Source organism: Rhodococcus sp. PvR044 (assembly GCF_040548995.1).
In the GTDB taxonomy this organism is placed as follows: Bacteria; Actinomycetota; Actinomycetes; order Mycobacteriales; family Mycobacteriaceae; genus Rhodococcus_G; species Rhodococcus_G oryzae.
Map to the genome: position 1 here is coordinate 72,989 of NZ_JBEPSX010000011.1, position 12,039 is coordinate 85,027.

Genomic DNA, 12,039 nt, shown 5'->3' on the forward strand with positions numbered 1-12,039 from the left:
GACCAACCCGACCAGCAGGTCGAGCACATAGCTATCTCGGTGTCCCGGTCTGCTTCGCTGATGCGGGCGTCATGGCGCCACTCACGATCTCAGTCATCGTGGTCTCCCTCCGGGCCGGCGAGCGGAATGCGGACCACGAATTCGGTATGTCCGGGCCGCGATTCCACGCGGATGTCGCCCCGATGTTTGTTGACGATCCGCCACGAGATGTCGAGTCCGAGCCCGGTACCTTCCCCGACCGGCTTCGTGGTGAAGAACGGCTCGAATATGCGGTCGCGGGCCTCGTCGGGGATGCCCGGTCCGGTGTCCCCGATGGCCACGCCCAGGCAGTCGCCGTCCCGGTAGGTGCGGACGGCGAGGGTGCCGCGGCCGCCCATCGCGTCCACCGCGTTGTCGATGAGGTTGGTCCATACCTGGTTGAGTTCGGCGGCGTGCACAGGCACGCGGGGCAGGCCGCGGTCATAGTCCTTGACCACGTCGATGTCGCCGACCTTTCGGCTGAGCATGACCAGTGTGCTGTCGAGCAGTTCGTGCACGTCCGAGACTTGGAATGGGGCGCGGTCCATTTGCGAGTACTGCTTGGCGGCGCCGACGAGCGAGGAGATCCGCTTGGTGGAGTCCGAGATCTCGTTCATCAACAGCTCGGTCTCGATGGTGTAGTTCAGCCAGGCGACGGCGCCCCCGAGGATGGACGGCGTGGTCGAGGCCGCGACCCGCTCGAGCCAGGCGACGTCGAGGCCGGCCTGCACGAAGGTCGGCGCGAGGTTCCACCCGCCGGCGATGCCGTGGTCGTCGAGCCACTCGCTCAGTGCCTCTTCTCGGTCCGATTCCTCCAGCGGGCTCAGGGTCGGGGCCTTGGCGACCAGTCTCACGGCCTCCTCCTGGATCTCGATGAGCGCCTGGAGGGTGGCGGGTTCGTATGCCCCCGAGGCGATCATCCCCAGTTTGTGCCGCATGCCTGCGACCCGGTCCCGCAGCGAGTCCGTTGCCCGGACGGCGGCCGCGGCGGGGTTGTTGAGCTCGTGCGTGAGTCCGGCAGACAGGGATCCGAGCGCGAGTAGCCGCTCCCGTTGGTCGAGGATCTCTCGGGAGTTCTGGTTGCCGAAGAACAGCCCCTCCAGTAGATGCAGGGCCATCGGGAACCATTCCTCCATGAACCGCGCGAAGTCGCCGGCGTCCAGGACGAAGAAGGTGGAGCGCTCGGGGACGGTCATCGATGCGCTGTAGAGCTGCGGTACCCGGTCGCCCATGTAGGCGGTCCACGCGCCCGAATACGAGCCGCGATGAGAGGTGCGCACCATCTCCACCTCGTGACCGCCCGAGAGTTTCGTGAGCACCACCGCGCCCTCGATGAGTACGTAGAAGCAGGTGGCCGGGTCGCCCTCGCGGTAGACCGGGCCCGGCTCGAGCACCTCGAGTCGCCCGGCGCGGCTCAGCTGCCCGAGTTGCTCGTCGTCGAGCTTCTCGAACAGGAACAGCGTCCGCAGTTCCTCCGCCGTGACCGCTCGTTCGGCGGTCACGGCTTGGCCAGGTATCGGTGCACGAGCATCACTGCCATTGCTCCCTCTCCCACCGCGGACGCGACCCGTTTCGCGGAGTCCGAGCGCACGTCCCCGGCCGCGAAGACCCCGGGCACGCTGGTCTCCAGGTGCTGGGGCATACGCTCGAGTTCCCAGCCGCGCGGCCGTTTGCCGTCGACGACCAGGTCCGGACCGGAGACGACGTACCCGTGGTCGTCGCGCACCACGACGCCGTCGAGCCAGTCGGTGCGGGGCGCCGCGCCGATGAACAGGAAGAGCCAGTGCGCGTCGACGGTCTCGGTGCGGCCCGTGGTGTTGTCACGCAACGTGATCCGCTCCAGATGATCGTCACCCTTGACGCCAACCACCTCCGAGCACGCCCGGACCACGATCCTCGGGTTCTGTCTGATCTGCTGGATCAGGTAGTGCGACATGGAGTCGTCCAACGAGCGGGCCCGCACCACGATCGTCACCGAACGCGCGCCCCTGGCGAGATAGACGGCGGCCTGCCCCGCCGAGTTCGCGCCGCCGACGATGTACACGTCCTGGTCGCTGCACCGCGCGGCCTCCGTCACCGCGGATCCGTAATACACCCCGCGGCCGGTGAACTCGCCCAGTCCGGGGACCGACAGCTGCCGATAAGAGACCCCGGTCGCCAGGATCACGGTGTGTGCGTCGAGCGACGCGCCGTCGGCGAAGCGGACCGTGCGCGCGGACCCGTTCACCTCCAACGCGACGACGTCCCGGGTGGTGATCACCTCGGCGCCGAACTTGGCGGCCTGCCTGCGGGCCCGGTCGGCCAGCTGGGCGCCGGACAGGCCATCCGGGAATCCCAGGTAGTTCTCGATCCGGGAGCTCTGCCCGGCCTGCCCACCGGTGGCGGTGCGTTCGATCAGAACGGTGCGCAGACCCTCGGACGCCCCGTACACGGCCGCGCCGAGCCCGGCCGGTCCGCCGCCGATGACGACGAGGTCGTAGAAGTCCGACGCGGGGGTGGTGGCCAGACCGACGTGATGCGCCAGCTCCGAGTCGCTCGGCTCCACCAGGGCATGCCCGGCGCATGTGATCACCACGGGCAGACACATGCCGTCAGCGCCCGCGGCCTCGAGCAGACGCTGACCCTCCGGTTCGTCGGACATGTACCACCGGTAGGGGAGCTGGTTGCGCGCCAGGAACTCCCGTACCTCCGAAGACCGCGCCGACCACCGGTGTCCGACGACCTTGGTCTCGGTCACCGGCTTGCGATCGGAGGTCACCCAGGCGTCGAGCAGGGCGTCGAGCACCGGGTACAGCTTCTCCTCTGGCGGATCCCACGGCTTGAGCAGGTAATGATCGAGATCGACGACGTTGATCGCGTCGATCGCGGCATCGGTGTCGGCATAGGCGGTGAGAAGCACACGCTTCGCCGCGGGATACAGGTCCATGCCCTGTTCGAGGAACTCGATGCCGCTCATACTCGGCATCCGGTAGTCGGCGAGCAGGACCGCGACCGGGTCGCCGCGCAGCTTCATCTCCTTGAGCGCGGCGAGTGCCTCCTCGCCGGACTGCGCCCGGATGATCCGGTACTTCTCGCCGTAGTTGCGACGTAGGTCCCTCACGATTGCCCGGGACACGCTCGGATCGTCGTCGACGCTGAGAATTGCCGGCTGTACCATCGGTCTCCCATTCGCGGCTGCCGTTCGCCACACCGCCTTCCAGTATGGTCCTACTCCCGGTTCATGGTCGCCTCCTCGAGGTCGAGTTCGCGCAGCACCTGTCGCAATACCTCGTCGTCTATTCGTCCGTTATCACGCTCAGCGACGAAGACGCCTCGCTCTGTGTCCAGCATCTGCAGGCGCAGCGCGCGGAATGCGGCGGACGGGCTCTCGCCCAACTCGGCTTCGCTGCGCCCGAGTCGCTCCCATGCCGCGTGAGCGCGGTGCTCGCTCCACGTACGTAGGATCGCTGCGGCCCGCTCACGGACGGCGGCGGGGTCCCCGTCAGCGTTTGCGACGAGGCTGTCGAGCAACTCCGTCGCGGCCCGTGCAGCCTTGTCCTGCGCGGCGGCCAGCGCCAGCGCGTCCTTACGGCGCTCTTCCTCGTTGTCGACCCCCAGTCTGGTGATCAGCCACGGCAGGGTCAGCCCGTGCAGGAGGAGGGTGCCGACCACCACAGCGAAGGTGATGAACAGGATCATGTCGCGCCCGGGGAACGGGGCGCCCGAATTTACGGTGAGGGGAATCGCGAAGGCCGCGGCCAGCGAGACCACACCGCGCATGCCGGACCACGCGACCACGAACACCCCGCGGGGAGGCGGCGCCGGCTCCCGCTCGCGGATCCGTACCGACAGCAGACGGGGGAGGTAGGTCGCGGGGTAGACCCACAGCAGCCGGACGGCGATCACGGCGGCGAGCACGGCAATGGACGCTCCGATGACTTCGGCCACACTGCGGCCGTGGAGCCCCTGGACGACGCTCGGCAGTTGCAGCCCGATCAGCAGGAAGACGAACGACTCGAGGACGACATCGATGGCCTTCCACACCGCGGTGTCCTGCAGGCGGGTCGCGTATCCGGCGCGGGTCGACCGCTGGCCCAGGTACAGGCCGGCGACAACGACCGCGATGACCCCGGAACCGTGCACTTCCTCGGCCGCCAGGTAGGCGACGAAGGGAACCACGAGCCCGATGGCACTCTCCATCACCGGGTCCGTGAGCCTCGAACGGATCACGGCGACGACGATCCCCACCCCGAGGCCGATCAGCGTGCCGCCGACCGCGGCACCGAGGAAGGTGCGCACTCCCTCCAACAGGGTCACACCGGTTCCGACCGCCGCGGCGAGCGCGACACGGTAGGCGGTGAGCGCCGTCGCGTCGTTGAGCAGGCTTTCGCCGCCGAGCAGTGTCATGATCCGTCGGGGCAGGCCGAGGCGTCGTCCGATCGCGCTGGCGGACACCGCATCCGGCGGAGCCACGACCGCCCCGAGTACCAGCGCGGCGGCGAGGGGAAACTCGGGAATGGTGAGGTATGCGACGACCCCGACGACGGCGGTGGTAGCCAGCGGCAACCCGACCGCGAGGAGCCCGATTGCACGCGCATTGCGGCGCAACGCCAGCGAGGAACTGTCGAGTGCGGCCGAGTAGAGCAGCGGCGGTAGTACCGCGAACATCACGAGATCGGGGTCGAGCGCGGTGTCGGGAAGTCCGGGGATCTGCGACCCGGCCAGTCCGACCGGGACCAGCAGCAGCGGTGCCGACCAGTTCAAGCGGCGCGCGAGGGCGGCGGTGAGCAGTGCCGCCACCGCGACGGCGAGCAGGGCCACGTTCACGGCGGTCTCCGTCCGAGCGGTCGGATGTGTGGATATCCCACCCTGCAGCATGCAGGATGAGAGGTGATGAAGAGAGTTCTCCGACGCGCGGCCGACCACATTCGTGTCGGGTCCCCGGATCCGGCCGCCGAGTCCTGCGACGAACTCGCGGCGGCCACCGGGCCGGATCCAGAGCCGCGCACACCCGGCCTTTGCGAGGAATGCACGGCGCTCGGTGAACAGAACTGGGCGCACCTGCGGATGTGCCTCACCTGCGGGCACGTCGGGTGCTGCGACTCGAGCCCTCACCGGCACGCGACCGCGCATTTCGAGCAGACCGGACACCCCGTCATGCGATCGCACGAGCCCGGCGAGTCATGGCGGTGGTGCTACCAGCACGCCGAGATGGGCTGACTCTGTGGGAGCACAGTGACCCACCTGCCGCTGCGTTGCTCCAGGGCGGTCACCGCGGAGGCAGGGTATCGAGGAATGTTTGCCCTCGATCAGCTCCCTTCCGTGATGTTCGCGCGAGTGGTGTGCTGGATGTATCACCGACCCCGGCTCTTCGGGACCGGAGCGGATCATCCAAGTGTCAGGAAGCGGCCATGACCACGATCCATCTCCACCAGACGACCACCGCGACGCCCGAGCAGGTCCTAGCAGGCCTCACCGACTTCGGGCCGGGTCGCGAGGAAATCTTCGGCAACAGCGCAGACAGTTACCTCAAGGTGCACCACGAAGGCCCCCACGATGCCGATGTCACGGAGGGGTCGAACGGTATCTGGGAAACTCTGCACTACGACTGGACCGACCCCCATCGTGTCGTGATGACGACCACCGATTCCAACCTGTGGGGTGGTGCCTCGGGCCACACCTACACCCTCACGCAGGAGCCCACGGGTGTGACCGACGTGGACGTCGTCGTGGTTCGCGATGGCAAGAACCTCAGGGGACGGCTTCTCGCGGGCGTGCTCGGACTCTTCGGTACCCGCGTTCTGGGAAAGCCGTTCAGGAAGTCCATCGAGGCCATCGAAACTCACAACAACGGCGCGACCGGAGAGAACACGCAGACGTGAGAAGGGTGAGTGGACATCACGTCGGTGTGCCTTGGGGTATGAAGTGCTGAATGAGACTGTGGCACAGTTTTTCCTATGCCACTGATTCAGATCAGCCAGACGCCCGGACTCACCACCGAACAGAAGAAGGCGACCATCGAGGCCGTCACCAAGGCATACGCCGAGGCCACTGGGAAGAACCCCGCGCAGGTGTGGGTCACCCTCACCGACGTGCCGCGGGAGAACTGGGGCGTCGGCGGGGTCCCGCTGGGTTGATCGAGCGGCCCGCCCTCAGGCCTGGCCGTTGCCCGCGGCGAGGCCGCGGTCGAGCTGCGCGACCATCGCCGTGCCGAGGGTGAGGAGCTCGCGCACCTGCCGCTCGTCCAGCCCGTCGAACAGCAGCGCCTGCACCGTCTCGGCGTGGCCGGGCGCCGCCTCGACGACCTTCTGATAGCCGGTGTCGGTGAGTACGGCCAGAGATCCGCGGGCGCCGATGATGCTCTCGCGGCGCACCCAGCCGACCTTCTCCAGCTTGGTCACCACGTGCGAGAGCCTGGAGAGCGAGGCATTCGCCGCATTCGCCAGCGCGCTCAGCTGCAGCCGGCGGTTCGGTTCCTCGGAGAGTGCCGAGAGCACGAAGTACTCGAAGTGCGTCAGCCCGGAGTCGCGCTGCAGCTGGGTGTCCAGCGCCGCGGGCATACGGGTCATCACGTTGACCAGCTCGCGCCAGGCCTGCTGCTGCTCCGCGCTCAACCACCGTGTCATCGCGACCTCCATCGGAAATATTCGTCGTGCTGCTACGTTGACTCCTCAAGATACTTGAAGCTTCAATGTTAGGAGTCGTTATGAGCGATCACGCTATGCCAGCGCTCTACCTCAGCCACGGCGCCCCTCCGCTTGTCGACGACGATCTCTGGGTCTCCCAGCTCGGGGCCTGGTCGAGCCGGCTGCCGCGCCCGACCGCGATCCTGGTGGTCTCCGCGCACTGGGAGTCGGCTCCGCTCACCATCGGCGCCACCGCCACCGGGACCCCGCTGATCTATGACTTCGGTGGGTTCCCCCGCAAGTACTACGAGGCGACCTACTGTTCGCCCGGCGCCCCCGAGCTCGCCCGGCAGGTCGCCGCGCTGATGCCGGACAACGAGCCGGTCGCGCATCAGGAGAGCCGCGGCCTCGACCACGGCGCGTACGTGCCGCTCAGCGTCATGTACCCCGACGCCGATGTCCCGGTGCTGCAGATCTCGCTGCCCACCCTCGACCCCGAGCGGCTGATGCACCTGGGCGAACGACTGCGTCCGCTGCGCGAACAGGGCGTGCTCATCGTCGGATCCGGATTCACCACCCACGGACTGCCGTTTCTGCGCGATCCGTCGCCCACCGCGCAGGCGCCCGGCTGGTCAGCCGAGTTCGACGCCTGGGCGGGGGAGCGCTTCGCGGCCGCCGATGTGGACGCGCTGATCGACTTCCGCGCCAAGGCGCCCGGGATGCCCTACGCGCACCCGACCATCGAGCACTTCGCCCCGTTGTTCGTCACGCTCGGTGCGTCCAGCGACCCCGAGCAGGTGCCCTCGCAGGTGATCGACGGGTTCTGGATGGGCCTGGCCAAGCGCTCCATCCAGGTCGCGTAGGAGGGCTCAGTTCTCCCGCGCGGTGTTGCGGCTGCGCAGGAACTCCAGGGCCTGGTCGCCGTGGGTGTTCGCGCGCAGCTCGCTCGCGATCACCTTGAGCACCGTCCGGTCCGTGTCGATCACGAAGGTGGTGCGCTTGACCGGCGACAGCTTCGCGAGCAGCCCGCGACGCACGCCGAACTGCTCGGCCACCACGCCGCCGACGTCGGCGAGCAGCGGGTAATCGAAGGACTGCGCCGCCGCGAACGAGGCCTGCTTGTCGACGGTGTCGGTGCTGATCCCGGCGCGCGACGCGCCGACCGCGGCGAACTCGCCCGCCAGATCGCGGAAGTGGCAGGCCTCGGCCGTGCACACGGGGGTGGAGGCGGCGGGGTAGAAAAAGAGCACGAGGGGCCCGTCCGCGACCAGTCCGCTCAGGGTCCGGACGGTGCCGTCCTGGTCCGGGAGCGAGAAGTCGGGGGCCTGCTGTCCGGTCTGCATTCGGGTGAGGCTACAACGTGCGCTGCCCGGCTCCTCGGGACTAGCCTGCGTGCGGCGGACGACAGGGACACGGGGGAGCCGATGCGGAGGGTGGTGCGGGGCTTCTGGGGTCCTCGGCGCGAGTCGGTCGATGCGCTCGCCACACGCTGGATGACAACCCTGGACCAGCTCGCGCTGATGCTCCCTGCGGCAGGTTCACCGTGTGGGCCGGGCGAGCCGTGGAACTGGCGGCACATCCACGGGTCCGGCCCCGAGACCGACCTCCCGGCGGACCGGGATTCGCTGCTGGTGGCCCTGCGCGCAGCACAATCGGCCGACGACTGGTCGGACGTCGTCGGCATCGGACTGCGGCTTGCCACCGCGGGCGAGCCGCGCTGGGAGGTGGAGGTCAGCGCACTGGCGGGCGGCGCCCCGGAGTTCCTGCTGCAGTCGATCGTGATCGCGGTCGATGCCCCTGTCGAGGCCGCGGTGCCCGAGGTCGACCTTCTCGCGGCCGTCGCGCGGGCGTGGGAGCCGGACTTCGGCGACGTGACCGACGACGACGTGCTCGACGCTCTGGAGGACTCGGGTTTCACGATCGGCGATCCGGTCGTCGGACGTCTCGGCTACCTCTCCGCCGGCCGCGCGGCGGTGTTGCCGGACGACGTCCAGGCGGCGCACGAGAGCTCGACCGGGGGAGTGCTGATGCGCATCGCGGCACCGGGGGAGGTCGGCGACGTGGTCAGGGCCTACCGACGATTGCGCGAAGCGGGCGCACTCGAGCCGCTGGCCCGACCGATGGACCGGTCCGCATTGTAGGCGGGGCCACCACCTGTCCCCGGTCGCTCCGCCTGCGATGATGGACGGTATGTCCGGCGAGTCAACCACCGTCCAGCCCGCAGTCGCCGTCGCCGATGCGGATGACCACACCACCACCAGGGCGCAGTTCCGTGCCCTCGCGGCCGACCATCGAGTCGTCCCGGTGACGCGAAAGGTGCTGGCGGACTCCGAAACCCCGCTGTCTGCGTACCGCAAACTCGCGGGCGACCGGCCCGGCACCTTCCTGCTGGAGTCCGCGGAGAACGGCCGCTCGTGGTCGCGCTGGTCGTTCATCGGCGCAGGCAGCCCCGCCGCACTGACCGTCGTCGACGGGCAGGCCGGCTGGCTCGGCAACGTCCCGGCCGGCGCGCCGTCGGGCGGCGACCCGATCGCCGCCCTCGGACAGACCCTGGAACTGCTGCGCACCGAACGGCTGCCCGGCCTGCCCCCGCTCACCGGCGGCATGGTCGGCTTCCTTGGCTACGACATCATCCGCAGGCTCGAGCGGCTGCCCAGCCACGCGACCGACGACCTGCAGATCCCCGAGATGGTGATGCTGCTTGCCACCGACCTGGCCGCCGTCGACCACCACGAGGGCGCCATCACGCTCATCGCCAACGCCGTCAACTGGAACGGCACCGACGAGCGGGTCGACGAGGCATACGACGACGCCGTCGCCCGGCTCGACGCGATGACCCACGCGCTCACCGCGCCCGCGCCGTCCACCGTGTCCACCTACGCCAAGACCACCCCCGACTACCGCCGCCAGCGCACCGCCGAGGGCTTCGGGGCCGACGTGAAGCGCCTGATCTCGGAGATCGAGGCAGGCGAGGCGTTCCAGGTGGTGCTCTCGCAGCGCTTCGAGATGGACACCGACGCCGACCCGTTCGACGTGTACCGGATGCTGCGCGCGTCCAACCCGAGCCCGTACATGTACCTGGTGCACGTCCCCGGCGAGGACGGCGAGACCGCCTTCTCCATCGTCGGCTCGAGCCCGGAGGCCCTGGTCACCGTGAGCGAGGGCGTGGCGACCACCCACCCGATCGCGGGCACCCGCTGGCGCGGCGCCACCGAGGAGGACGACATCCTCCTCGAGAAGGACCTGCTCGCGGACGAGAAGGAGAACTCCGAGCACCTGATGCTCGTGGACCTGGGTCGCAACGACCTCGGCCGGGTGTGCGAGCCGGGCACCGTCAAGGTGCACGACTACCGGCACATCGAGCGCTACAGCCACGTCATGCACCTGGTCTCGACGGTCACCGGCCGGCTGGCCGAGGGCATGCACGCGCTGGACGCCGTCACGGCCTGCTTCCCGGCAGGCACCCTCTCCGGGGCGCCGAAGGTGCGTGCGATGGAGCTGATCGACGAACTCGAGCCGACCCGCCGCGGCATCTACGGGGGAATCGTCGGATACCTCGACTTCGCGGGCGACGCCGACACCGCGATCGCGATCCGGACCGCGCTGATCAAGGACGGCACGGCCTATGTGCAGGCCGGTGCCGGCGTCGTGGCCGACTCGGACCCCGTCTACGAGGACACCGAGGCGAAGAACAAGGCGATGGCGGTGCTCAGCGCGATCGCGGCGGCGGGCACGCTCCGGGCCGTGGGCGGCACCGATGACTGAGCAGGAACCGGACCGGGACCCGGCCGCCGCGCCCGCAAGGGGGCGGGCGTCCGCGGCCGCCGTGCCGGTGCTGCTGCTCGCGGTCGCGGCGCTGTGCCTGTGGGCGTCCTCGCGGATGACCTGGGTGCGGGTGGAGTCGTTCGACGGCCTCGGTGGGGCCCGCACCAGCGAACTGATCGGCGGCACCTGGGCGGCCGCGACGACGCCGCTGGCCCTGACGCTGGTCGCGGCCATCGCCGCCTCCTTCGCCGTGCGCGGCTGGGCCCTGCGGGTGGTCGGGCTGCTGGTCGCGCTGGTCGCGGTCGCGGCGATCGTGCCGGCCGCGTCCCTGCTGATAGGCGGTGTCGACGACGACAAGGCCGGACGGCTCGCCGAGCTGCCCGGCCGCGCGGAGGTCACCGCGACCGAGGCCTTCACCCTGCCTGCGGTCCTCGTGCTGCTGGGTGGGGTCACGGCCCTCGTCGCCGCGGTCGCGCTGATCCGCAAGGCGGGCGCGAGTGCCGGGCTGTCGTCGAAGTACGCTGCCCCCGCCGCCCGCAGGGAAGAGGCGGGCAACCGCGCGGCGACCTCGAAGGAACCGCTCAGCGAGCGAATGCTCTGGGACGCACTGGACGCGGGGGAGGACCCGACCACGGGCGACGTGGCCGGGCCAAACGACCAGGACGGACCCGAGCCTGCCGGAGGCACAGACACCCGCCGTTAGTCAATATGGTGGCGCCCTCTAGGCTTGCCCAATCCGATGAGGTTGCTCACACGGCAACGGCCCAGAAAGGACTCGGGACACGATGACGGTTCTCGATTCGATTCTCGACGGGGTGCGTGCAGACGTCGCAGCCCGTGAATCCGTTCTGGACTTCACAGCCGTGAAGGCGGCCGCGGCCGCCGCTCCGGCGGCACTCGACGCCGCCGCCGCGTTGCGGGCTTCCGGTATCGGGGTGATCGCCGAGGTCAAGCGGGCCAGCCCGTCCAAGGGCACGCTCTCGGACATCGCGGACCCCGCCGAGCTTGCGTTGGCGTACCAGCAGGGCGGCGCGCGGGTGATCAGCGTGCTGACCGAGGAGCGTCGTTTCCGTGGCTCGCTCGCGGACCTCGACGCCGTGCGGGCGGCCGTGACGATCCCGGTGCTGCGCAAGGACTTCATCGTCGGCCCGTACCAGATCCACGAGGCCAGGGCCCACGGCGCCGATGTGATCCTGCTGATCGTCGCCGCCCTCGAACAGGACGCGCTCGCGTCGCTGCTCGACCGCACCGAGTCCCTCGGCATGACCGCCCTCGTTGAGGTGCACACCGAGGAGGAGGCCGACCGGGCCCTCGAGGCGGGCGCGAGCGTCATCGGCATCAACGCGCGCAACCTCAAGACCCTCGAGGTGGACCGCGACACGTTCGCCCGTATCGCCCCCGGGCTGCCGACCGAGGTCGTCAAGATCGCCGAGTCCGGAGTCCGCGGGACCGCGGATCTGCTGGCGTACGCGGGCGCGGGCGCGGATGCGGTCCTCGTCGGCGAGGGCTTGGTCACCAGCGGCGATCCGCGCACGGCCGTCAAGGATCTGGTGGCCGCCGGGGCGCACCCGTCCTGCCCCAAGCCCGCTCGCTGACCGACCCCTGGCGGTCGGACCCGACGTGAGTTCGGTCGCACCGACTAAGGCAGACT

At 69.5% G+C, this 12,039-nt stretch carries 13 protein-coding genes; 8 read left to right on the forward strand and 5 right to left on the reverse strand.

Going from position 1 to position 12,039, the window contains the following annotated elements; all coding sequences use genetic code 11:
* Positions 1–89 precede the first annotated feature (89 nt).
* Genes ABIC28_RS22240 through ABIC28_RS22250 form a run of 3 tightly spaced genes read right to left on the reverse strand, consistent with a single transcriptional unit; the run spans position 90 to position 4,824 of the window.
* Complete coding sequence (locus ABIC28_RS22240; protein WP_354580916.1) at positions 90–1,520, reverse strand: ATP-binding protein; 1,431 nt, start codon at positions 1,518–1,520, stop codon at positions 90–92.
* Entirely contained in the window at positions 1,517–3,175 is a 1,659-nt protein-coding gene (locus ABIC28_RS22245; protein WP_354580918.1) for an NAD(P)/FAD-dependent oxidoreductase, read from the reverse strand. The genes ABIC28_RS22240 and ABIC28_RS22245 overlap by 4 nt, the downstream gene beginning before the upstream one ends.
* 50 nt (positions 3,176–3,225) lie before the next feature.
* Positions 3,226–4,824, reverse strand: coding sequence for a Na+/H+ antiporter (locus ABIC28_RS22250; RefSeq protein WP_209926573.1), 1,599 nt, complete (start codon positions 4,822–4,824; stop codon positions 3,226–3,228).
* A 66-nt stretch (positions 4,825–4,890) separates the two neighbouring features.
* Here ABIC28_RS22250 and ABIC28_RS22255 point away from each other — a divergent pair, with 66 nt between their 5' ends.
* The 3 genes from ABIC28_RS22255 to ABIC28_RS22265 all read left to right on the forward strand — a co-directional run bounded on the left by ABIC28_RS22255 (position 4,891) and on the right by ABIC28_RS22265 (position 6,134).
* Positions 4,891–5,217: a UBP-type zinc finger domain-containing protein gene (locus ABIC28_RS22255; RefSeq protein ID WP_354580921.1), complete on the forward strand. Its 327-nt coding sequence runs from the start codon at positions 4,891–4,893 to the stop codon at positions 5,215–5,217.
* A gap of 191 nt (positions 5,218–5,408) precedes the next feature.
* On the forward strand, positions 5,409–5,879 hold the full coding sequence (locus tag ABIC28_RS22260) for a hypothetical protein (RefSeq protein WP_209926568.1): 471 nt from the start codon (positions 5,409–5,411) through the stop codon (positions 5,877–5,879).
* 75 nt (positions 5,880–5,954) lie between these two features.
* Entirely contained in the window at positions 5,955–6,134 is a 180-nt protein-coding gene (locus tag ABIC28_RS22265) for a tautomerase family protein (protein ID WP_027502040.1), read from the forward strand.
* A 15-nt stretch (positions 6,135–6,149) separates the two neighbouring features.
* On the opposite strand, the gene ABIC28_RS22270 is transcribed toward ABIC28_RS22265, so the two are convergent.
* On the reverse strand, positions 6,150–6,623 hold the full coding sequence (locus ABIC28_RS22270; RefSeq protein WP_097213272.1) for a MarR family winged helix-turn-helix transcriptional regulator: 474 nt from the start codon (positions 6,621–6,623) through the stop codon (positions 6,150–6,152).
* Positions 6,624–6,703: 80 nt separating this feature from the next.
* On the opposite strand from ABIC28_RS22270, the gene ABIC28_RS22275 reads away from it, so the two are divergent.
* On the forward strand, positions 6,704–7,486 hold the full coding sequence (locus ABIC28_RS22275; protein WP_354580924.1) for a dioxygenase family protein: 783 nt from the start codon (positions 6,704–6,706) through the stop codon (positions 7,484–7,486).
* Positions 7,487–7,492: 6 nt separating this feature from the next.
* Here the strand turns inward: ABIC28_RS22275 and ABIC28_RS22280 are convergent, their stop codons facing one another.
* Positions 7,493–7,966, reverse strand: a complete 474-nt coding sequence (locus ABIC28_RS22280; protein ID WP_097213192.1) for a peroxiredoxin — start codon at positions 7,964–7,966, stop codon at positions 7,493–7,495.
* Positions 7,967–8,047: 81 nt separating this feature from the next.
* Here ABIC28_RS22280 and ABIC28_RS22285 point away from each other — a divergent pair, with 81 nt between their 5' ends.
* From ABIC28_RS22285 to trpC, 4 genes are all read left to right on the forward strand, one after another.
* The gene (locus ABIC28_RS22285) at positions 8,048–8,764 is read left to right on the forward strand and encodes a hypothetical protein (RefSeq protein WP_354580927.1); all 717 of its coding nucleotides are present in this window, start codon (positions 8,048–8,050) and stop codon (positions 8,762–8,764) included.
* Positions 8,765–8,813: 49 nt separating this feature from the next.
* On the forward strand, positions 8,814–10,388 hold the full coding sequence (locus tag ABIC28_RS22290; RefSeq protein WP_354580929.1) for an anthranilate synthase component I: 1,575 nt from the start codon (positions 8,814–8,816) through the stop codon (positions 10,386–10,388).
* Entirely contained in the window at positions 10,381–11,091 is a 711-nt protein-coding gene (locus ABIC28_RS22295) for a TIGR02234 family membrane protein (RefSeq protein ID WP_097213195.1), read from the forward strand. The genes ABIC28_RS22290 and ABIC28_RS22295 overlap by 8 nt, the downstream gene beginning before the upstream one ends.
* A gap of 82 nt (positions 11,092–11,173) precedes the next feature.
* Positions 11,174–11,983, forward strand: a complete 810-nt coding sequence (trpC, locus tag ABIC28_RS22300; RefSeq protein WP_097213196.1) for an indole-3-glycerol phosphate synthase TrpC — start codon at positions 11,174–11,176, stop codon at positions 11,981–11,983.
* Positions 11,984–12,039 lie beyond the last annotated feature (56 nt).